The sequence below is a fragment of the Brenneria populi genome (genome assembly GCF_036016195.1).
Classification (GTDB): Bacteria; Pseudomonadota; Gammaproteobacteria; order Enterobacterales; family Enterobacteriaceae; genus Brenneria; species Brenneria populi.
In genome coordinates this window covers 55641-76435 of sequence record NZ_JAYWTM010000025.1, presented here as the reverse complement: position 1 = coordinate 76435, position 20795 = coordinate 55641, and the positions used below count along the sequence as shown (strand labels likewise).

Sequence of the window (20795 nt, the reverse complement as noted above, 5' to 3'; positions counted from 1 at the left end):
GACAGATTAGCTGGCGTTCTTCTGAATGATGTCGCTAATCATTTGGTTGACCGGAGCGAGATCCAGCGTCAGCGCATGACTTTCGTAGGCCGGCGTACTGCGCGGCGTTTCCGCCAGCGATTTGCCTTCGGTATTGGCGGTGTCGACGTTGACCAGCGCGGACAGGCCGATGCGCAGCGGATATTTCTCAATCTGTCGCGCGTCCAGTTCGATACGCACGGGCAGCCGCTGCACGACTTTTATCCAGTTGCCGGTGGCGTTCTGCGCGGGCAACAGCGAGAAGGCGCTGCCGGTTCCCATATCCAGCCCCACGACCTTGCCTTGATAAACGACGCTATCGCCATAGATGTCCGCGACGACGGTGGCGGGCTGGCCGATGCGCATATTGGCCAGCTGAGTCTCTTTAAAGTTGGCGTTGACCCATAGACGATCGGCGGGCACCACGGCCATGAGCGCAGAGGTCGTCGTAATCCTGGCGCCGACCTGAACGCTGCGGCGCGATACATAGCCGTTTACCGGGCTGACGATTTTTGTCCGTTGCAGCGCCAGCCAGGCGTCGCGCATCGCCGCCGCGGACTGTTGGATGGTCGGCTGCTGCTCTAACGGCGTATCCAGAATCATGGCCTGATTGGCCTGGTATTGCTGCCTGGCGACTTCCAGAGAGGCTTTGGCGCTGGCTACCGCGTCCCGCGCGTGCTGGACCTCTTCCCGGCCGATGGCGTTGGCCTGTCCCAGGGCTTCACGGCGGTTTAAGTCGCTCTGCGCCTGGCTCAGTTTGATCTGCAGCAGCTCGATATTGGCCTGATACTGTTTGCTGTTAATCATTAACTGATGCGTTTGACGTACGCTGTTGGCCAGCGCGGTGCGGCTACGCTCAAACGCCTGCTGGGCGTCGGTCGAATCCAGCTCAACCAGAACATCGCCCTGTTTGACGAAATCGGTGTCGTCGACGTTCACGCGCGTGACGCTTCCCGTCACCTGCGCCATCACCTGAATCTGATTGCCGGCGACGTAAGAGTCATCGGTGCTCTGGTGATGTCTGAGAACCAGAAACCAATAAACAAACCAAATGCAGCCGAGCACGATAAAAACTACCGTCAACAGCGTCAGGATGCGTTTACGCTGCCTCTTTTTGTTTTTCTGTTTCACTGGCGCTGGCGCCTGGGTTTCCACATTTTCACTCATGGTGTTCTCTCTGTTTCTTCTCTTTTTTGCCTGGTATTACGTCAGTTGGCGGCGCGGTAATGAATAAACATTCAGCGTCGATTCCGCCGGGCGTTCGGCGGCAGTCGCAGGTGACTGGCGGTTAACATCATATTAAGCGGCGATAGGGCGGAGTGACTGAAAAGCAGACAGGCACTGCCTGCGGTAAAAGCTAACGCCCCGGTAACGTGGCCGCCGAAAGACATCGGCTGTGGTAAAAGGTTCTATTCTATTAAAATCAATAAATTACAACTCTTTGCTTTCTTCCATCTCATCTAAACGGGTTAGCAGCTTTCTCATTAATACTTCAAGCTGCTTTTGCTCGTCGCCGCTGAGCGTGGACCAGAGAAAATGGAGGCTTTTATGTTGCGGGGGAAGGAGCTGACCCAGGAAAGTCTTGCCTGCTTCCGTCATATGCAAATGCAAACAGCGCCGATCGCTATTGCTTTCACGTCTTTCTATCCAACCGCGTTTTTCCAGTTCATCGGCGATGCGGGTGGCGTTAGTGCGTGACGATCCCAGCGCGGCGCTGAGCTCCGAAGGTTGAATGCTGTAGGACTCCTGTGCTTCCAGGGTGATGAGCGCCATGAATAAGGTTTCATTAATGCCTTGCTCTTTCAGTATCTTATTTCTATGTTCCAGTATTTTTCCTTGCATGTGCATGCATAAACGCAGCAGCAAAACTTCCTGATAGGGAAAATCGGGTTTACGTGAAGCGCGCAGGCTTAGCATTTTCTCTATTGGAGTGAACGAACTATCCATTTTTTATATAACCTCATTAATCACGGTCTGCATAGTAACTAATGTTACTAATTGGGTAAACGGCATCAAGTTAGATAAAGTTGATTATTATGTGACAGAAAGTAAGCGATAGGGATGTCGAGCATCGAAGGAAGTACCGCTATGCATTAATAGGGTAGCTCATGTGCGACGTTAGGGCGTGGCGGCGTGGGGGAAAATGGAATCGGTTGATTACTAAGTCGTCACAAAATGAAAAAAGGCGGCAAAAGCCGCCTGGAATTCATGCCTGATACGTTACTTGGCCGCTTCAGCCGCGGTTTTCACCCAGCTGTCGAACAGCTGCTGATGCGCCTTGATCCAGCCATCGGCGTGGCGTTCGATATCCTGCTGCGAACCCTGGCCGTTATGCATGGCCAGATTTTGCGCATTGATGTCGGCGATCGGCAGCTTCATGACGGCGAACAGTTTCGCCGCCGCCGGGTTTTTCTCCGCCCACTGTTTATTGGCGGCGATTCTCATGTTGTTGACCGGGAAGCCGTAGTCGGCGCCGTTGGGCAATTTGGTGCTGACGCCCTGATTGACGCCGGGCTGGGCGGAGAAGGGCACCTGCAGCCAGACGACATCGCGTCCCGGCACCAGCACATCGCTCACCCAGTAAGGCGTCCAGGTGTAATAAAGAATGGGTTTCCCCTCTTTATAGCGGGTAATGGTATCCGCAATCATCGCCGCATAGTTGCCCTGATTATGATCGACCGTTTGGGTTAAGCCATAGGCCTGCAAATGGTGGTTAATCGCGGCTTCGCATCCCCAGCCGGGGTTGCAGCCCGTCAGGTCGGCTTTGCCATCGCCGTTGGTATCGAACAGTTTGGCGATCTTGGGATCTTTTAGCTGCTCGACGTTGGTGATTTTATATTGTTCGGCGGTTTTTTTATCAATGAGATAACCCTGGGCCGCGCCGGTAACGTAATTGCTCTCGCGGTAGAATTTCTTATCGCCGCCGGCCGCCTGATATTGGTTGTCGTGCAGCGGATCCCAGCTTACCGCCAGGTATGTGGCGTCCCCGTTGGCGACGGAGGTGTAGGCGACGTTGTAATCCACTTCGCGGATGGGCTGCACGTCATAGCCCAGCTTTTCCAGCGCTTTATTGACCAGCAGAGTCTGGAAGGTCTCTTCGGAGATGGTGCTTTGCACCGGAATAACTTTGATGCCCTTGCCGGGGAGGTCCGCCGCGTAAACGGATGAACTTAGCAGCGCGGTCGTCAGGGCCGCGGCCCAGATTTTTGTTTTGCTCATAGCTGTTTCCTCGTTCCTGTCTGGTAGGTGCAGGTTTTGGTAAAAGGGGTTTAATTATTGATGGTTCGGTTGCCTGACCGGCGTCAGGCAACCGATGCGAAAATAAATTACCGCTTGATGAAAGGACGGGTTACCAGGCCGATAGGTCCGACGGTATACCAGCTTTTGTTGCCTTTGCTGCGTCGGTCGCGCCCCAGCGACTGGGTCAGGCGATCGAGAATGATGGCCAGAATGACGATGCCGACGCCGCCGACCGCCGCCAGCCCCATATCCAGACGGCCGATGCCGCGCAGCACCATCTGTCCCAGACCGCCCACGGCGATCATCGAGGCGATGACCACCATCGACAGCGCCAGCATTAACGTCTGGTTGACGCCCGCCATGATGGTCGGCATCGCCAGCGGCAGCTGAACCTTAAACAGCATCTGACGCGGGCTGGCGCCAAAGGACTCGGCCGCTTCAATCAGATCGGCGGGAACCTGCCGGATGCCCAAAATCGTCAGCCGGATAATCGGCGGCAGGGCGAAGATGATGGTTACCACCACGCCCGGCACGTTGCCGATACCGAACAGCATAACGATCGGCACCAAATAGACGAAAGCGGGAGTGGTTTGCATCGCATCCAGCAGCGGCCGGATGATTTTCGCCGCTCGCTCGCTGCGCGCCAGCCAAATGCCGATCGGCAGCCCGATCAGCATGCAGAAGAACAGCGCGGTCAGCACCAGCGCCAGAGTGACCATCGCCTGCGACCAGGCGCCTATCGCGCCGATGATAACCAGCGACGTCAGCGCGGCGACACCCATGCCGAAGCTGGAGATCTGCCATGCGAGCAGCGAGAAGATCAAAATGGCGAGCGGCGCGGGCATACCCAGCAGCAGTTGCTGAAAGCCGCTGAGAATGAAATCCACCGGCACGCGGATCCCCTGAAACAGCGGTCTGAAGTGCAATACCACCCAGTCGATTCCGTGCGTTACCCAGCTATCCAGCGGGATCAGCGTATCTTTGAACGGATCGAGCAGGCTGAAATGCGTCTGCGTATCCGCGGGCGCGCTATTGAGCCAGTCGCCGCCGGTTTGCGCCGCATGCGATGAACCGGCGGGCGGCGGCGCGGCGTTCCAGGCGTCAGCGCCGTTGGCCGGCGCGTCCTGCGCGGGCGCGGACCAGGGATCGCTCGGCGTTCCGGCGTCGGGCGTCGGGGCGTTTTCCGCCGGCGGCGTACTCTGCGGCTGGGCGGTCGCCGCCCAGGGATCGTTCGGCGCCGCGCCATCCTGCTGGCCGGCGGCCTGCTGCGGCGCGCCGCCGCTTTCCCACGGATTGGTTGTCGATTTACTCATTGGTTGCTCCCTCCTTATCCAGCGCCTGTAGCAGCATTCCCTTTGAAATGATGCCGATATACTCGTTGTTTTCGCCGATGACAGGGACGGCGCAAGGGGCCTGCGCGACCTGTGAGATCAGCTCATTGAGCGACATATCTGCGGGCACGGGAGCCGGATCGGATAACAGCGCATGCTCCAGCGGCTGTTGATCTTTCAGGGCCTGTTTAAGCGAGTCGATAGAGACGACACCAATGAATTTTTGTCCGCGTTCCAGCACGTAGCCGTAATCGCGGTCCTCGTCCTGCAAAATTTTCAGCGCGGAGCGGGGGCCGACGCCCGGCGTTTTACGGATAAGCGTGACCGGACGGCGGCGAGCGATATCCTTGGCGCTGAATACATGGCTGACGTCTACGCCGCGGAAGAAGGTGCGAACGTAGTCGTTAGCGGGGTTGTTCAGAATTTCGTCCGGCGTGCCGACTTGAATCACCTCGCCGCCATGCATGATGGCGATGCGATCCCCGATACGCATCGCTTCATCCAGATCGTGCGAGATAAAGATGATGGTGCGCTGGTTGCGGGACTGGAGCTTAACCAGCTCATCCTGCATTTCCGTACGGATCAGTGGGTCCAGCGCCGAAAAGGCTTCGTCCATCAGCAGGATGTCCGGGTCGTTCGCCAACGCGCGCGCCAGGCCGACGCGCTGACGCATCCCGCCCGACAGCTCGTCCGGGTAGGAGCCGGCGTAGGCATCCAGACCGACCTGCTGCAGCGCGTCCAGCGCTTTTCGCTCGCGTTCCGCTTTCGCTATCCCCGCCAACTCCATGCCGAAGGCGGTATTATTGAGGATATTCAGATGCGGCATTAACGCAAAGGACTGAAAAACCATACTGATTTTTTTACGCCGCACGTCGCGCAGCGCAGCGTCGGATATTTGGGAAATATCCTCGCCGTCAATCAGAACCTGACCGCGAGTCGGTTCTATCAGACGATTGAGAAGGCGTACCATGGTTGATTTGCCGGAACCGGATAATCCCATGATGACAAATATCTCGCCTTCTTCAATGGCCAGACTGGCGTTTTTTACCCCGACGGTGAGTCCCGTTTTTTCAAATATCTGATCTTTGGTTAAGCCTTTATCGATCAGCTTGAATGCTCTGTTCGGATGTTCGCCAAATATTTTATAAAGGTTTTTTGCTTCAATTTTAATTGCCATGAAAGGGTGGTTTTCCTATGGTCGTTTATAATTCTATAACGTTTGTCCTGGTAATGATTAAACCCATATACCCTACCATAATGAAATTCTGAGACAACCCCTTGCCGCCGAGGTCGATTTTAGCGACGGCGGAATAAGACGGGCGGATTTAACCCTATTGTTTTCAGGTGTTTGGATAAGCGCGCTCGGCGGGGATTCTCTATTTATTCTGTTTTTATATCATTTAAAACAATGAGTTACTCTTTCATCTTCCGGAGAGGGATTTTTGTAATAAATAAGCCATTTTCATCAGTGATAAATTTATGATTATTGTTGGTTTTGCCGATGAAAAACGCATAAATATAAATTGCATATTCTGTGCGTCAGAACGAATAAGCGACCGATTTTTATGCAATATATTTTATGCGAATCGTGAGCGCCGCCTTAATTATAGCAAACGCCGGCGGAGTGATTTCCCGTGGTGAATTTCCGCCCGGCGCGGGGGTTTTTCCGATAAATATTTGATATGCGGCGAGCGTGATCCGGCTAACATTATTATGTTTTGCCGGAGATCGTTTTCAGCCCGCCGTGGGCTGAATATCGCTAATATTTTATGTGGCTAACCGGTGATGCGTTTCACTCCGGCGGCGGGATAAACGCGGCGCTCAGGCCGCGAAACAACAGCCTTGCTGTTCCAATGCCCAGGCGGCGCGCAAACAGAGCTCCTCACGCCAGGGGGCGGCGATAATCTGCACCCCAATAGGCAGCCCGAGCGCGGTTTTCAGCGGCACGGTAACCACCGGCAATCCCACAAAAGAAATAGGCTGCGTCAACATTCCCATGCTGGCGCGTACCGGCAGATCGACGCCGTTAACGGACATGGTCTCCTGGCCGATGCGCGTGGCGCAGCAAGGCGTGGCCGGGGCAATCAGCAGATCGGTATGTTCGAACAACGGCAAAACCTGTCGGCGGAAATGGTCGCGAAAACGTTGCGCCTGAACATACCAGGCGGCAGGGATCATGGCGCCGGCCAGCAGACGTTCGCGCGATAGCGGCTCGAACAGCTCCGGCGTATCGCGCAGCGCGGGAAGATACTGGTTTCCGCCCTCGCTGGCGGAAAGAATAAACGCCGCGGCGCGCGCCAGGCCGGCATCCGGCAACGTGACGCCGCTTTGCGCGTTCAGCGCCTGAGCGGCCTGCCGCACGGCGGCTTTGGCCTCATCGCCGCTCCATTCGGAAAAATAGCCCTCCAGCACCGCGCAGCGCAGGCCGGAAACCCCCTCCGTCAACCGTGCGGCGCATGACAGCGCCGGGCGCCGCGCCTGAAAACGATCGGCGCCGTCCCGGCCTTGCAGCGCATCGAAAACCAGCGACAGATCCTCCGTGCTGCGCGCCAGCGGGCCAATGTGATCGAGGCTGGCGACGAAGGGATGGCTGCCGCTGCGCGATAAGCGGCCGAAGGTGGGCTTGAGGCCGAAAACGCCGCATAGCGAGGAGGGCACCCGAATCGAGCCGTTGGTGTCGCTGCCCAGGGTGAAATTGACCAATCCGGCGGCGACCGCCGCCGCGGAACCTCCGGAAGAGCCCCCGGCTATCCGTTGCGTATCAAGTGGATTGCGCGTCGCGCCGTAGTCGCTGTTCTCGGTGGTGAAGCCGTAGGCGTAAGCATCCATATTCAGCATGCCGGACAGCATCGCGCCTTGGCGGGCGAGCTGCCGGATGGCGAACGCATCCTGCGACGCAGCGGGGCGTCGGCTAAATAAGCGCGCGCCGGCTAATGTGGTTTCGCCCGCGACATCAAATAAATTTTTCACCGCATAGGGCACGCCGGCCAGCGCCGGAAGCGGTTGGCCGCGTCGACGCCGGCGATCGAGACGATCCGCTTCATCCAGCATGCGCCGGCGGGTTATCGCCGTATAGGCGTTGATCGTCGGGTTGACGCGCGCGATCTCGTCCAGCGCGTATTGAGCCAGCTCTTTGGCCGAAACTTCGCCGGACAGCAGCGCCCGGCGGATGTGTTTAATGGATGGCGCCCGCATGCGACTCATAGCTGGTAGACTCCGGCAATCTCCTGACGCGCTTCCAGCGGGAAAGCCATCAGGGGTTGGGCCATCGCATGAATTCGGCTGAACTGCAGCAGCAGCTCCTGGCGTCGCGCCTGGGTTAGGGGAAGCGCCAGCAGCGTTTCCATCTGCCGGATATAGGATGCCAGTTCGGCGTTGTCGATCGGTTGGGAACTCATCGTCGTATTCCTCGATAGTGAAATGAAAAAGCCGCGGCTCTGGAACGAATGCTGGTCACTTAAGCCGATTTTTAGGGGAAACACCGGGGGAGGTTCCCGTAGGGACGCCTCACCCCGGTGGTCGCCCCGTGTATCTCGATGCTTAAACGATCGGCATTACGGCTCTGGAACGCCTCTTTCGACAACGCGGCGTTAATTCGCTCTTGGCGTTTTCGCCGTTATCGCGCGTTGCGGCAGCCTGTCGGATAACAGAGCGCTTTAAGTCAATTAAGCAAACGCCGTTCCAGCTTTTCCGTTTGTCGATAAAGAGCGCGGATTTCCGTTATTCGCCACAGCGAAGGAGCGCCGACCGCCGACGGCAATCTATTGAGGAGGCAACGCCGGCCGGGCTATGTTATGTTGCGATGAAACAGGGAATAAAACTGAAACTAAAGTTACAGGCGCCCGGCGATAGGTGGGAGTGTTATGAAGCAGATTGATGAACGGCTACGGCGGCGCTACGGCGAGCTTTCGCCCCAGGAGCAGCGGGTCGCGGATTTCATCTTCGACCATTTTGACGATTTGATCAGTTATAACAGCGCTGAGCTGGCGCAGCTTAGCGGCGTATCTAAAGCTACCGTCAGCCGTTTATTCAAGCGTCTGGGCTACTCCAGCTTCCGAACCATGCGTGAAGAGCTGCGTACGCTGCGCCAGAGCGGGATGCCCCTGGCGGATAACCGCGATGCGGTGCAGGGCAACACCCTGCTGGCGCGCCATTATAAGCAGGAAATGGCGAATCTGACCCAGTGGACGCAGCAGATCGATCCGGCGCAGTTCCGGGCGGTTATTGACGCGATGATGAACGCCGATCGCCTGTGCATTATCGGCTTACGTAACAGCTACCCGGTCGCGCTCCACCTGCGTCAGCAGCTGGTGCAGACGCGTCCCCAGGTGACGATGCTGGTTCAGCCGGGACAGACGCTGTCGGAAGAACTGGTGGACTTAAGCGAACGGGATCTGGTGGTCGTCGTCGCGTTTCGCCGCCGCGCCCGGCTGATACAGCCGCTGCTGACGGCGCTGCATGGCAAGCGGGTTCCGGTATTGTTGCTGTGCGAACCGCAGGCGCATGCCTTAACGCCTTTGGCCAACTGGACGCTGTGCGCGCCGCTCGACAGCGTTTCCGCCTTTGACAGCTACGCTTCGGCGATGAGTCTGGTCAATTTGCTCAGCAATGCGCTGTTGCATGAGATGCTGCGCGACGGTCGTCAGCGGATTCATCAGATCGCCGATCTTTACGCCGAGCTGGATGAACTGGAGCAGCGATAACGGGGCGCAAAAATGGTGCTTTGAATTATTTTGGTGCAATTTTTGCCCCGCCGCCTGACGATTTCCCCCGCTCGCCCGCGCGTTATTTTCCCATTTTCTCCCCGGTGATGAAGATTTTTGTTATGCCTGAATTACGGGTTTTTTCAGCAAATATATAATTATATTGTAATTTTTATCGCTCCGAACGCGCCGCCAGTCAATAAAATCACATCGTGACCCACTCTTTTGGCGACTGGCATGCTCCTTGCTTAGTCATTGAAACTATAGTTTCACGTATTGCGTTGTGAGAATCTTTGGTTTCAAATGCGGCTAACTGGGGGCAGACAAAATGAGCGTTAAAAAATCTTTACTGGCGATGGCGGGCGCGGCGATGTTGTTGATTCAATCCGGCGGCGCCATGGCCGATCGGTTAAAGGATATCGAGCAGCGCGGCGTCTTGCGCGTCGCCGTTCCGCAGGATTTCCCGCCGTTCGGTTCGGTGGGAACGGATTTGCAGCCGCAGGGCTATGACATCGACATGGCCCGTTATTTGGCGCGGGAGATGAAACTGAAGTTACAGCTGGTGCCCGTCACCAGCGCCAATCGCGTGCCTTACCTGCAAACCAATAAGGTCGACCTGGTGATCTCCAGCCTGGGGAAAAACGCCGAGCGTGAAAAAGCGATCGATTTCAGCCGCGCCTATGCGCCGTTCTTCCTCGGCGTATTTGGCCCGAAAGAGAGTGAGCTGGCCTCCGCGGAGGCGCTGGCGGGCAAAAGCGTCGGGGTGACGCGCGGGGCGGTGGAAGACATGGTGCTGAGCGATACCGCGCCGAAAGCCGCGCTGATCAAACGTTATGAAGACAATAACACCACGCTGTCGGCTTATTTATCCGGGCAGGTGACGTTTATCGCCACCGGCAACCTGGTGGTGGCGGCCATCGCCGCGCAGAACCCGGACAAGGCGCCGACGGCGAAATTTATGCTGAAAGACTCGCCGTGCTACATCGGGATGAAAAAGGATGAGCCGGCGTTAAAGGCGCGGGTGGACGAGCTTATCGAGAAGGCGCTGAAAGACAACACGCTGAATGAACTGTCGGAAAAATGGCTGAAAGCGCCGTTGCCGGACAGCATTAAGGCATAAGGGGTGTCGCGCCATGACCTATCAGCTTAATTTTACCGCGCTGTGGCCGTTTTGGCCCGAGCTGCTGGCCGGCTTATGGGTCACCATGAAGCTAACGGCGGTGGCGACCGTCGGCGGTATCGCCATCGGTATTTGCGGCGCGGCGCTGCGCAGCGGAAAACCTACCATGTTAAGCCGGCTGTGGGGCGTTTATGTCGAATTGATCCGCAATACGCCGTTTGTGGTGCAGCTGTTTTTTATCGTCTTCGGCCTGCCTAGTCTGGGATGGAAATTGACCGCCGGCGAGGCCGCGCTGCTGGCGATGGTGATTAATCTGGGCGCCTACAGTACCGAGATCGTCCGGGCGGGAATTCAGGTTACGCCCAAAGGGCAGTGGGAAGCGGCCAGGGTGCTGGGGCTGACGCGCGGCCAGACCTTCTTTCGGGTGATATTGCCGCCGTCGCTGCAGCGCATTTATCCGGCGCTGGTCAGTCAGTGCATTATCGTTATGCTCGGGTCGTCGGTGGTTTCGCAGGTTTCCTATGAGGAGCTGACCTTCGCCGCCAACCTGATCCAGTCGCGCACTTTTCTGAGCTTTGAGGTGTATCTGGCGACCACGCTGTGCTATCTCGCGCTGTCCGTCCTGATGCGTCAACTATTGCTGCTGGCGGGCCGGCATTTTCTGGGGAGCCGGTAATCATGATGACATTCACCGACTGGGATATTGTCCGCAACCTGCTGCTGGCGGCGCGCTGGACGTTGCTGCTGTCGCTGACGGCGTTTATCGGCGGCGCGCTGGTGACCTTTCCGCTGCTGCTGCTGCGTTTGAGCAAAAGGAAATGGCCGACGCGCCTTATCCGCCTGTATGTCGAACTATTTCAGGGAACGCCGCTGCTGATGCAGCTGTTTCTGGCGTTTTTCGGTCTGGCGCTGTTCGGCGTCGACGTCAGCCCGTGGACGGCGGCGGCGCTGGCGCTCACGCTGTTTACCAGCGCTTTTCTGGTGGATATCTGGTGCGGCAGCGTCGACGCCTTGCCCAAAGGACAGTGGGAAGCGTCAAGATGCCTGGGGATGAATTTTTGGCAAACGCTCTACCGGGTGATCGCGCCTCAGGCGATGCGCATCGCCATCGCGCCGACGGTAGGGTTTTCCGTTCAGGTGATAAAAGGAACGGCGCTGGCCTCCATTATCGGTTTTATCGAGCTGACGAAGGCGGGAACCATGTTGAATAACGTGACTTACCAGCCGTTCAAGGTGTTCGGACTGGTGGCGCTCGGCTACTTCCTGATGTGTTACCCGCTTTCCTACTACAGCCGCTATCTGGAGAAGAAATTCAATGCCGCTCATAACCATTAATCAGGTACAGAAGTATTACGGCCAGAATCATGTTCTGAAGGGCGTGGATCTGGATATTGAAATGGGCGAAGTCATCTCCATCATCGGACGCAGCGGCTCGGGCAAAAGTACGTTATTACGCTGTATGAACGGACTGGAGGGGTACCAGGAGGGCAGCGTCAAGCTGGGCGGGATGACGGTGACCGATCGCGATTCGCAGGCGCGGGAGATCAGCCGTTCGGTCGGCATGGTATTCCAAAATTTTAATCTGTTTCCCCATCTGACCGCGCTGGAAAACGTGATGCTGGCGCCGCGCCGCGTGCTGAAGAAAAGCGCCGCCGAGTGCCGGGAACTGGGCGAGCGGATGCTTAATAAAGTCGGGCTGGGAGAGCGGCTCGATTATTACCCCGGCAAGTTGTCCGGCGGTCAGCAGCAGCGCGTGGCGATCGCGCGGGCGCTGGCGATGAACCCGAAAGTCCTGCTGTGCGATGAAATCACCTCGGCGCTGGATCCGGAGCTGGTCGGTGAGGTGCTGAAAGTGCTGGAACAGCTTGCCGCGGAAGGCATGACGCTGATTTTGGTGACGCACGAAATGAACTTCGCCCGCGAGGTGGGCGATCGGGTGGTATTCATGCATCAGGGCAAAGTCTGGGAGCAGGGCGAGAGCAGGACGCTGTTCGCCAATCCGCAGACCGCCGAGCTTAAGCAGTTTATCGCTTCGGTGCGCGGGCTATCCGAGGCTTAACGCGCGGAATTTTCTCATAATTGACATCGATCCCCCATAAATGGGAGCCAAGGTTATTCAGGAGAGGCAAACCACAATGAACAATGAACCCTATGCGCAGATCAATCCCCCTCACCGTTTACTGATGGGGCCGGGGCCGATCAATGCCGATCCGCGCGTACTGCGTGCCATGGCCAGCCAATTGATCGGGCAGTATGACCCGGCGATGACCAACTACATGAATCAGGTGATGGCGCTTTACCGCCGGCTGTTCCGTACTGAAAATCGCTGGACCATGCTGGTGGACGGCACATCGCGGGCCGGCATAGAGGCGATTCTGCTGTCGGCGATCCGCCCTGGCGACAGAGTGCTGGTGCCGGTATTCGGCCGTTTCGGCCATCTGTTGTGCGAGATCGCCCGCCGCTGCCGCGCCGAGGTGCATACCATCGAGGCGCCCTGGGGCGAGGTGTTCACGCCGGATCGGATCGAAGATGCGATTAAACGCGTGCGGCCGCGGCTGCTGCTGACGGTGCAGGGCGATACCTCGACCACCATGCTGCAGCCGCTGGCGGAGCTGGGGGATATTTGCCGCCGTCACGATGTGCTGTTTTATACCGACGCCACCGCCTCGTTCGGCGGAAATGCGCTGGAGACCGACGCCTGGGGGCTGGATGCGGCCTCCGCCGGGCTGCAAAAATGCCTGGGCGGCCCGTCCGGCAGCGCGCCGATTACCCTTAGCCCGCGGATGGAGGCGGCGATCCGCCGCCGTAAATGCGTCGAGCAGGGGATCCGTACCGACGCGCATCAGGATGGCGACGATGAAATGATCTACTCCAACTACTTCGACCTCGGCATGGTGATGGATTACTGGGGGCCGGAGCGGCTGAATCACCACACGGAGGCCACCAGCATGCTGTTTGCGGCCCGCGAATGCGCGCGCATTATCGTCGAGGAGGGATTGGATCGCTGCATTGCCCGCCATGCGTTGCACGGGGCGGCGCTGGTCGCCGGCGTTCGGGCGATGGGGCTGGAGGCGTTCGGCGATCCCCGCCATCGCATGAATAACGTTCTGGGCGTGGCGATCCCGCCGGGGATTCATGGCGAGCAGGTGCGGAAGATGCTGCTGGATGATTTCGCCATTGAAATCGGCACCTCCTTCGGGCCGTTGCAGGGTAAGATCTGGCGTATCGGCACCATGGGTTATAACGCCCGTAAAGATTGCGTCATGCAGACCTTAAGCGCGCTGGAGGCGGTGCTGAATCGTTTGGGATTCCGCTCGGCTCAGGGCGCCGCGCTGCAGGCCGCGTGGGATTGCTATGCCGCCGACGGGGGACGTGCATGAGCCACGCCCCGATGTCGACGTTTGCCGCGCAGTCCGCGGCGCGGCGCGTTATGGCGCGCTGCGATGCGCTGGCGGAAATTAGCGAAACCGCCGGACAGCTCACGCGCGTCTATCTGTCGCCGGAGCATCTGCGCGCCAATGCGCTGGTCGGCGAATGGATGCGCGAAGCCGGAATGCGCGTCTGGCAGGATAGCGTCGGCAATATCTGCGGGCGTTATGAAGGCCGGCAGCCGGACGCGCCGGCGCTGCTGCTGGGCTCTCACCTTGATACGGTGCGCAACGCCGGGCGCTATGACGGGATGCTGGGCGTTTTAACGGCTATCGAAGCCGTCGGTGCGCTGCACCGGCGCAATATTCGTCTGCCGCTGGCGCTGGAAGTCGTCGGATTCGGCGATGAAGAGGGCACCCGCTTCGGCATCACCCTGCTGGGGAGCCGCGGCCTGACCGGCTCCTGGCCGGCCGAGTGGCTGAGTTGCCGGGACGCGCGGGGCATTACGGTCGAGCAGGCGCTGATAGCCGCCGGATTGGATCCGCGGGCCATCGCGCAGGCGGCGCGCCCGGCCGGCGACATCGCCGCCTACCTGGAGTTGCATATTGAACAGGGCCCCTGCCTGGAACAGCAGGGGCTGGCGCTGGGCGTCGTCACGGCGATTAACGGCGCGCGTCGTCTCAACTGCGCGTTTTTCGGCGCGGCCGGGCACGCCGGGACGGTGCCGATGAGCCGGCGTCAGGACGCGCTGGCGGCGGCTGCGCACTGGATGGCGCTGGCGGAGCGGCTGACGCAGGAGAGCGATCCCTATCTGGTGGCCACCTTCGGCACGCTGCAGTGTCTGCCGGGAGCGGCCAACGTCATTCCCGGCGAGGTAAAATTAACGCTGGATATTCGCGGGCCGGAAGATGCGGCGCTGGACGCTTTGCTGCAGAAACTGCTGGCCGCGGCGCAGAACATCGCCGTCGAGCGCGGATGCCGGTTCACGGCGCAGGAGTATTACCGCATCGCGGCGACCCGCTGCGATACGGGCTTGCGACAACGTTTGGTCCGAGTGGTCGAACAGGTGCAGGGGCGCAGTCTGTCGCTGCCGAGCGGCGCCGGGCATGATGCCATCGCCATCGCCGAACGCTGGCCGGTCGCCATGCTGTTTGTCCGTTGCCGGAGCGGGGTCAGCCATCATCCCGACGAGTCGGTGATGACGGCGGACGTGGCGCTGGCGTTAAGCGCGCTGGAAGCGATGGTACTGACCTTCCGGGATAGCTAGTCCGCCATTGTGGCGCCCTCCGTCGCCTGTTTTCAGAGTGAAAACCGGTCCGCATCGCGCCAGGCGGGGAAGGTCTCGCGGTAGCTTTGCAGCGTTTCCAAAGACAGCTCTGCGTCCAGCCGCGCCGCCCGGTTCGGCGGCGCGGAGGCCAGCGTTTCTCCCAGCGGATTAATGACCAGGCTGTCGCCCTGATAGCTATGGCCGTTGCCGTCGCTGCCTACCCGGTTGCATCCGGCGACATAGGCCTGATTCTCAATCGCCCGCGCGGCCAGCAGCGTCCGCCAGTGCGCGGCGCGCGGCGCCGGCCAGTTGGCCACATACAGCAGCAGATCGTAATCCCGACGGTTGCGCGACCACACGGGGAAACGCAGGTCGTAGCAAATCAGCGGGCAGATCCGCCAGCCGCGCCACTCGATAACGGTGCGCTCCGCGCCGGGCTGATAATATTGATGCTCGTCCGCCATGCGGAATAAATGGCGTTTGTCATAGTGATAAAGGTGGCCCGACGGGTCGGCCAGCAGAAAGCGGTTGACCGCGCCTTTGGGCGTGCGTACGGCGACGCTGCCGCCGATCAAGCTATTATTGCGCTGCGCCCACTGGCGCAGCCAGTTCTCGATTACCGGCTGCTCAAGCCCTTTGTGCGCCGCCTCCATCGAAAAACCGCTGGTAAACATTTCTGGCAAAATGATCGCATCGCGGCCGGTGACGGTGGGCAGCAGCGCATCGAAATGGCTCAGGTTGGCCGCGGCGTCCTGCCAGATCAGCGGCTCCTGCAAGAGGGTGATTTTCAAAGTCGACATAGGCGCTCCGCGGCGGCATCCAGCGTGGACTCCTGTTTGGCGAAGCATAGCCGAATCAGCGTATGCGGGAACGGATCGGCGCAGAACACCGACAGCGGAATCGCCGCCACGCCCACGTGCTCGGTTAGCCAACGGCAGAAGTCGACGTCGTCGCGATCGGAAATCGCCCCGTAGTCCGCCAAAAGGAAGTAGGTGCCCGCGCAAGGCAGGGTTTTGAAACGGCTGTCGGCCAGCGCATTGACAAAACGATCGCGCCGGGCGCGATAAAAATCGGGCAGGGCGCGCCAGTGGTCGGGCTGTTCCCGCAGCATATCCGCAATCGCCAGCTGCGCGGGCGTATTGACCGCGAACGTCAGGTATTGGTGGATTTTGCGCACTTCGGCGCTCAGCGCGGCCGGCGCGATGCAGTAGCCCACTTTCCAACCGGTCATATGAAAGGTCTTGCCGAACGAAGAGACGGCGACGGCGCGCTGACGCAGCGACGGATGCGCCAGTACGCCGGCGTGACCTTCCGCGGCGAAACAAATATGCTCATACACCTCATCGCTCAGCACGTAGATCTCGCGCGCGGCAATGGCCTGCCAGAGCTGCTGGAAGTCCTCTTTTCCCCATACGGTGGCGGAGGGGTTGTGCGGCGTGTTGAGGATCACCAGGCGGGTGCGATCGCTCAGCTGGCCGGAGAACTCCGCCCAGTCGACGCGAAACGCCGGCGGCTGCAGCGCGACGCGCTTCAGCACGCCGCCCGCCAGCGCCACCGCCGGCGCGTAGCTGTCGTAGCTGGGATCGAAACAGATCGCTTCGTCGCCGGGACGCACCAGCGCGGCGATGGCGGCAAACAGCGCTTCCGTCGCGCCGGCGGTGACGGTGATCTCCGTATCGACGTCGGGCCGCCAGCCATAGATCTCGGCGGTTTTCTCGGCGATGGCGGCCCGCAGCGGGGCGACGCCGGTCATCGGCGCATACTGGTTCGCCCCCTGGCTGACGTGGTAGGCCAGACGCTGTTTCAGATAATCCGGGCCGTCAAAGTCGGGAAAGCCCTGCGAGAGATTGATGGCGTTGTGCTGCTGCGCGAGTGCGCTCATCTGCGTAAAAATGGTGGTGCCGAGTGAAGGCAGTTTACTTTCGGGAATAAGTGCGGCGCTCATGACTGATAAGGACTCCTGCAAGCCTGTATTGCTAGCCAATATAACACGATGTTAGTATTTGGCAATCAAGACGCTTGGACGTTTAAACGGCTAAATATCATTGAAGATTAAGTCATAACTAAAGGTACTAAGTACCATAAAACGGGAAGTAAGATGACGGAAAACCTGCAAATCGCGGCACTGCTCGCCGCCTGCCGCTGGATCGGCCAAAAAGGCTGGTGTCCGGCGACCGGCGGCAATATGTCTGTGCGCCTTGATGAACGCCAGTGCCTGATTACCGAATCGGGCAAGGATAAAGGCGGCTTACAGGCCGATGACTTCCTGCGCGTGGATATCGCCACCAATCATGTGTCCGGCGACCGTACCCCTTCTGCGGAAACCGGGCTGCACACGCTGCTGTACCGCACCTATCCGCGCGCCGGCGCGGTGCTGCATACCCATTCGGTCAATGCGACCGTGCTCTCCAGAGTGGAGAGCGGCCCGGCGCTGATGCTGCAAGGCTACGAAATGCAGAAGTCGCTTAGCGGGCAGAAAAGCCACTTGGATCGCGTCGCGATCCCGATTTTCGACAACGATCAGGACATTGCCGCGCTGGCGCGCCAGGTCGCCGCCCGTGCGGATAGCGAACCGCTGCGTTACGGATTTCTGGTGCGCGGCCACGGCCTCTACTGCTGGGGCGATAGCGTGGCGGAGGCGCGCCGTCACCTCGAAGGGCTGGAGTTTCTGTTTCAGTGCGAGCTGCAACGCCGTCTGTTGGAGGTCAAATGGGGGTGATTAACGCCATAGTTACCGATATTGAAGGCACCACCAGCGATATTCGTTTCGTGCATAACGTGCTGTTTCCCTACGCCCGCGCCCGCCTGACGGAGACGGTGCGGCAACGGGAACAGAGTGAGGAGATCGCCCGGGCGTTGGCGGCGCTGCGTGAGGAACTGGGTCGGCCGGACGCGGATGACGCCGCGCTGATTGCGGCGCTGAACCGCTTTATGGATGAGGATCGCAAATCTCCCGCGTTGAAGCTGCTGCAGGGGATTATCTGGCGCAGCGGCTATCTTAACGGCGATTTTCGCGGCCATGTTTATCCCGACGTCCCGCTCCAGCTGGCGCAATGGCGGCGGCAGGGCATCGCGCTGTACGTCTATTCGTCCGGCTCGGTCGAGGCGCAGCGGCTGCTGTTCGGCCACAGCGAGGCCGGCGATCTGCGCCCGCTGTTCAGCGGCTATTTTGATACCCGCGTCGGCGCCAAGCGTGAAGCCGCCTCTTATCGCGCCATCGCGCAGGCCATCGGCCAGCCCGGCGGGCAGTTGCTGTTTCTGTCGGACATTCGCCAGGAGCTGGACGCCGCGCGGCAGGCCGGATGGCAGACCTGTCAGCTGACTCGTTCCGATGCTGATGACGTAAGCGGCCACCGTCAGGCGGCGAGTTTTGACCAAATCGATTTACAGGAGTATGCCCAATGAGCGCACTAACCATCTTTAGCGATAGCGACGCCCGCCAACCGATTTGGCAAAGTCGGGATGCGCAAGCCATCCGCCGGCAGTTGGACGCCATCGGCGTGCGGTTTGAACGCTGGCAGGCGAACCAGCCGTTAAGCGCCAGCCCGGATTCCGCGGAAGTGCTGGCGGCCTATCGGCACGAAATCGACCGGCTGGTGGCGGAGAAAGGCTACCGAAGCTGGGATGTCATCAGTATGCGGGCGGACAATCCGCAGCGCGCCGAACTGCGCGCCAAATTTCTTGCCGAGCACACCCACGGCGAGGACGAGGTGCGTTTCTTCGTTGAGGGCGCCGGGCTGTTCTGTCTGCATCTGCAAGGCAAGATTTTTCAGATCCTGTGCGAGAAAAACGATCTGCTATCCGTTCCGGCCGGCACCGCGCACTGGTTTGATATGGGGCCGGAGCCGCACTTCACCGCCATTCGTCTCTTCGATAACCCGGAAGGCTGGGTCGCGCATTTCACCGGCGACAAGATTGCGGAGGCTTATCCGAAGCTGACGGGGTGAGCGCGATCTGTTTTTACATCCTGCCTGCGCCGGTTTGACCGGCGCTTTTTTTTACCTCATTATAGATTAGCTAATCTAGCTAAGGAGGTGAGCATGACAGTTCAGGCCAATATGCATGAAGCCAAGTCCCGGCTTAGCCAGCTTGCGGATCAAGCGGCGGAGGGGGAGACGGTGATTATCGCCAAGGCGGGTAAACCTTATGTCCAGCTTATCCCGGTGTCTCAGGGCGACAGAACGCCGGGCGGGTATGAGCGCCGTATCGCGATGGATCGCCGTTTTGACGAGGCCGATAGGGATATTCAAAGGATGTTTGAGGCCGATGAATGAAACGTCTGTTGATTGATACTCATGTATTTATCTGGTGGCTGACCAACGATCCGGCGCTGGGGCCGGTCGCCCGGAGTTCAATTGCAAAAGGAAGCAACAGTGTATTCGTCAGCGCGGTAACGCCTTGGGAAATCGCCATAAAACGCTCCATTGGCAAACTTCAGTTTGATGTGGATTTTGATGAAGCCATGGAGCGTAATAACTTTTATGCGTTGTCGATATCCCATGCTCATGCTGAACAGGCCGGGGATTTACCGCTCCATCATGGCGATCCGTTTGACAGGATGCTTATCGCGCAATCTCAAATGGAAGGCTTGACGCTGGTTTCCGCCGACAGCATCTTTTCCCAATATGGTATCCGACTGCTCAATGCGAGAAATTGAACGGCGTAACTATTGGCTGCGCCAATCCGTCGACCGGCGTTGAGATCGATCAGGCTTCCCTTTCCCCCAGCGCCGAGCGGAATACCCCCTCTTGCGCCGCCTGCGGCGTCACAATGCCGGTATCCAGCACCCAAGCGCTGATTAAGTCGGCCGGCGTAACGTCGAAGGCCGGGTTGTAGACCGGCGCATCCTGGGGCGCCCACTGACAGCGGCCGAAACGGCCGGAGACGCCGACGACCTCGGCGGCGGCGCGCTGCTCGATGGGGATGGCGCCGCCGTTCGGACAGGCCGGGTCGTGCGTGGTGTGCGGCGCGGCGACGTAGAACGGAATCCGGTGATAGCGCGCCAATACCGCCAGGCTGTAGGTGCCGATCTTATTGGCGACATCGCCGTTGGCGGCGATGCGATCCGCGCCCACCCACACCGCGTCTACCTCTCCCTGCGCCATCAGGCTGGCGGCCATGGAGTCGCAAATCAGCCGATAAGGAATGCCCAATTCTCCCAGCTCCCAGGCGGTGAGGCGGCCTCCCTGCAGCAAGGGCCGGGTTTCATCCACCCATACCCGGGTAATTTTCTCCTGCCGATGCGCGCGCAGCAGGACGCCGATGGCGGTGCCGATACCGGCGGTCGCCAGCCCGCCGGTGTTGCAGTGGGTCAGCAGGCGGCTGCCGGGCTTGACCAGCGCGGCGCCGTAATCGGCGATGTTTTCACACAGCCGGCGGTCTTCCTCCACCAGCCGCAGCGCTTCCTGTTCCATGGCCTGGACATAGCGCGGCTGCGCCAGCGCGAGCCTCATCCGATCCAGATTATTCATCAGATTCACCGCCGTCGGGCGCGCGGCGCGCAGCGTCTCCAGCGCCTGCGTCAGCCGCGCTCTGGCGAGCCCCTCTCCCGCCAGCAGCGCCAGCAGCAGGCTGGCGGAGAGGCCGATAAGCGGCGCGCCGCGTACCCGCAGCGTTTGGATATGCTCAACCAGCGCCGCGACGTCCGGGCAGGGGAGCCAGCGCGTTTCCTGCGGCAGCGCCTGCTGATCGAGGATCCAGAGCCGATCGTCGACGATTCTTAGACTGGTGGTGTTAATGTTTTGCAT

22 protein-coding genes are annotated in these 20795 nt (G+C 59.4%); 12 read left to right on the top strand and 10 right to left on the bottom strand.

Annotated features, from left to right (window positions below):
• Positions 1-6: 6 nt before the first annotated feature.
• The 7 genes from emrA to hpxX all read right to left on the bottom strand — a co-directional run bounded on the left by emrA (position 7) and on the right by hpxX (position 7987).
• A complete protein-coding gene (emrA, locus tag VSX58_RS19230; protein ID WP_327619503.1) occupies positions 7-1185 on the bottom strand; it encodes a multidrug efflux MFS transporter periplasmic adaptor subunit EmrA in 1179 nt (392 codons plus the stop codon).
• A gap of 264 nt (positions 1186-1449) precedes the next feature.
• Complete coding sequence (gene mprA, locus VSX58_RS19225) at positions 1450-1965, bottom strand: transcriptional repressor MprA (RefSeq protein WP_327619502.1); 516 nt, start codon at positions 1963-1965, stop codon at positions 1450-1452.
• A gap of 273 nt (positions 1966-2238) precedes the next feature.
• Positions 2239-3237: a glycine betaine/L-proline ABC transporter substrate-binding protein ProX gene (gene proX, locus VSX58_RS19220; protein WP_327619501.1), complete on the bottom strand. Its 999-nt coding sequence runs from the start codon at positions 3235-3237 to the stop codon at positions 2239-2241.
• A gap of 107 nt (positions 3238-3344) precedes the next feature.
• Entirely contained in the window at positions 3345-4571 is a 1227-nt protein-coding gene (gene proW / locus VSX58_RS19215; RefSeq protein WP_327619500.1) for a glycine betaine/L-proline ABC transporter permease ProW, read from the bottom strand.
• Positions 4564-5766: a glycine betaine/L-proline ABC transporter ATP-binding protein ProV gene (proV, locus tag VSX58_RS19210; protein ID WP_327619499.1), complete on the bottom strand. Its 1203-nt coding sequence runs from the start codon at positions 5764-5766 to the stop codon at positions 4564-4566. The genes proW and proV overlap by 8 nt, the downstream gene beginning before the upstream one ends.
• 644 nt (positions 5767-6410) lie before the next feature.
• Positions 6411-7793: an AtzE family amidohydrolase gene (locus tag VSX58_RS19205; RefSeq protein WP_327619498.1), complete on the bottom strand. Its 1383-nt coding sequence runs from the start codon at positions 7791-7793 to the stop codon at positions 6411-6413.
• Positions 7790-7987, bottom strand: a complete 198-nt coding sequence (gene hpxX / locus VSX58_RS19200) for an oxalurate catabolism protein HpxX (protein ID WP_327614279.1) — start codon at positions 7985-7987, stop codon at positions 7790-7792. The genes VSX58_RS19205 and hpxX overlap by 4 nt, the downstream gene beginning before the upstream one ends.
• Before the next feature lie 465 nt (positions 7988-8452).
• On the opposite strand from hpxX, the gene VSX58_RS19195 reads away from it, so the two are divergent.
• The 7 genes from VSX58_RS19195 to hpxK all read left to right on the top strand — a co-directional run bounded on the left by VSX58_RS19195 (position 8453) and on the right by hpxK (position 15048).
• Positions 8453-9292 (top strand): MurR/RpiR family transcriptional regulator, encoded by an 840-nt coding sequence (locus VSX58_RS19195; protein WP_327619497.1) that lies wholly within the window; start codon positions 8453-8455, stop codon positions 9290-9292.
• A gap of 328 nt (positions 9293-9620) precedes the next feature.
• Positions 9621-10412, top strand: a complete 792-nt coding sequence (locus VSX58_RS19190; protein WP_327619496.1) for a transporter substrate-binding domain-containing protein — start codon at positions 9621-9623, stop codon at positions 10410-10412.
• 13 nt (positions 10413-10425) lie between these two features.
• Positions 10426-11088 carry an amino acid ABC transporter permease gene (locus VSX58_RS19185; protein ID WP_327619495.1) on the top strand — a complete coding sequence of 221 codons (663 nt, stop codon included), beginning with the start codon at positions 10426-10428 and terminating at the stop codon, positions 11086-11088.
• A 5-nt stretch (positions 11089-11093) separates the two neighbouring features.
• Complete coding sequence (locus tag VSX58_RS19180) at positions 11094-11747, top strand: amino acid ABC transporter permease (RefSeq protein WP_327619511.1); 654 nt, start codon at positions 11094-11096, stop codon at positions 11745-11747.
• Positions 11728-12471: an amino acid ABC transporter ATP-binding protein gene (locus tag VSX58_RS19175; protein WP_327619494.1), complete on the top strand. Its 744-nt coding sequence runs from the start codon at positions 11728-11730 to the stop codon at positions 12469-12471. The genes VSX58_RS19180 and VSX58_RS19175 overlap by 20 nt, the downstream gene beginning before the upstream one ends.
• Positions 12472-12547: 76 nt before the next feature.
• Positions 12548-13792: a pyridoxal-phosphate-dependent aminotransferase family protein gene (locus VSX58_RS19170; RefSeq protein ID WP_327619493.1), complete on the top strand. Its 1245-nt coding sequence runs from the start codon at positions 12548-12550 to the stop codon at positions 13790-13792.
• Positions 13789-15048 (top strand): allantoate amidohydrolase, encoded by a 1260-nt coding sequence (gene hpxK, locus VSX58_RS19165; protein ID WP_327619492.1) that lies wholly within the window; start codon positions 13789-13791, stop codon positions 15046-15048. Before VSX58_RS19170 ends, hpxK begins: the two co-directional genes overlap by 4 nt.
• Positions 15049-15080: 32 nt before the next feature.
• On the opposite strand, the gene VSX58_RS19160 is transcribed toward hpxK, so the two are convergent.
• Both VSX58_RS19160 and VSX58_RS19155 read right to left on the bottom strand, forming a co-directional pair.
• Complete coding sequence (locus VSX58_RS19160) at positions 15081-15848, bottom strand: amidohydrolase (RefSeq protein WP_327619491.1); 768 nt, start codon at positions 15846-15848, stop codon at positions 15081-15083.
• Positions 15836-16993, bottom strand: a complete 1158-nt coding sequence (locus VSX58_RS19155; protein ID WP_327619490.1) for a pyridoxal phosphate-dependent aminotransferase — start codon at positions 16991-16993, stop codon at positions 15836-15838. Before VSX58_RS19155 ends, VSX58_RS19160 begins: the two co-directional genes overlap by 13 nt.
• Positions 16994-17146: 153 nt before the next feature.
• Here VSX58_RS19155 and VSX58_RS19150 point away from each other — a divergent pair, with 153 nt between their 5' ends.
• From VSX58_RS19150 to VSX58_RS19130, 5 genes are all read left to right on the top strand, one after another.
• Positions 17147-17767 carry a methylthioribulose 1-phosphate dehydratase gene (locus tag VSX58_RS19150; protein WP_327619489.1) on the top strand — a complete coding sequence of 207 codons (621 nt, stop codon included), beginning with the start codon at positions 17147-17149 and terminating at the stop codon, positions 17765-17767.
• Entirely contained in the window at positions 17764-18453 is a 690-nt protein-coding gene (mtnC, locus tag VSX58_RS19145; protein ID WP_327619510.1) for an acireductone synthase, read from the top strand. Before VSX58_RS19150 ends, mtnC begins: the two co-directional genes overlap by 4 nt.
• Positions 18450-18995 carry a 1,2-dihydroxy-3-keto-5-methylthiopentene dioxygenase gene (locus tag VSX58_RS19140; protein WP_327619488.1) on the top strand — a complete coding sequence of 182 codons (546 nt, stop codon included), beginning with the start codon at positions 18450-18452 and terminating at the stop codon, positions 18993-18995. The genes mtnC and VSX58_RS19140 overlap by 4 nt, the downstream gene beginning before the upstream one ends.
• Positions 18996-19088: 93 nt before the next feature.
• The gene (locus VSX58_RS19135) at positions 19089-19322 is read left to right on the top strand and encodes a type II toxin-antitoxin system Phd/YefM family antitoxin (RefSeq protein WP_327619487.1); all 234 of its coding nucleotides are present in this window, start codon (positions 19089-19091) and stop codon (positions 19320-19322) included.
• Positions 19319-19705 (top strand): type II toxin-antitoxin system VapC family toxin, encoded by a 387-nt coding sequence (locus tag VSX58_RS19130; RefSeq protein ID WP_327619486.1) that lies wholly within the window; start codon positions 19319-19321, stop codon positions 19703-19705. Before VSX58_RS19135 ends, VSX58_RS19130 begins: the two co-directional genes overlap by 4 nt.
• Positions 19706-19754: 49 nt before the next feature.
• On the opposite strand, the gene mtnA is transcribed toward VSX58_RS19130, so the two are convergent.
• Positions 19755-20795: an S-methyl-5-thioribose-1-phosphate isomerase gene (gene mtnA, locus VSX58_RS19125; RefSeq protein WP_327619485.1), complete on the bottom strand. Its 1041-nt coding sequence runs from the start codon at positions 20793-20795 to the stop codon at positions 19755-19757.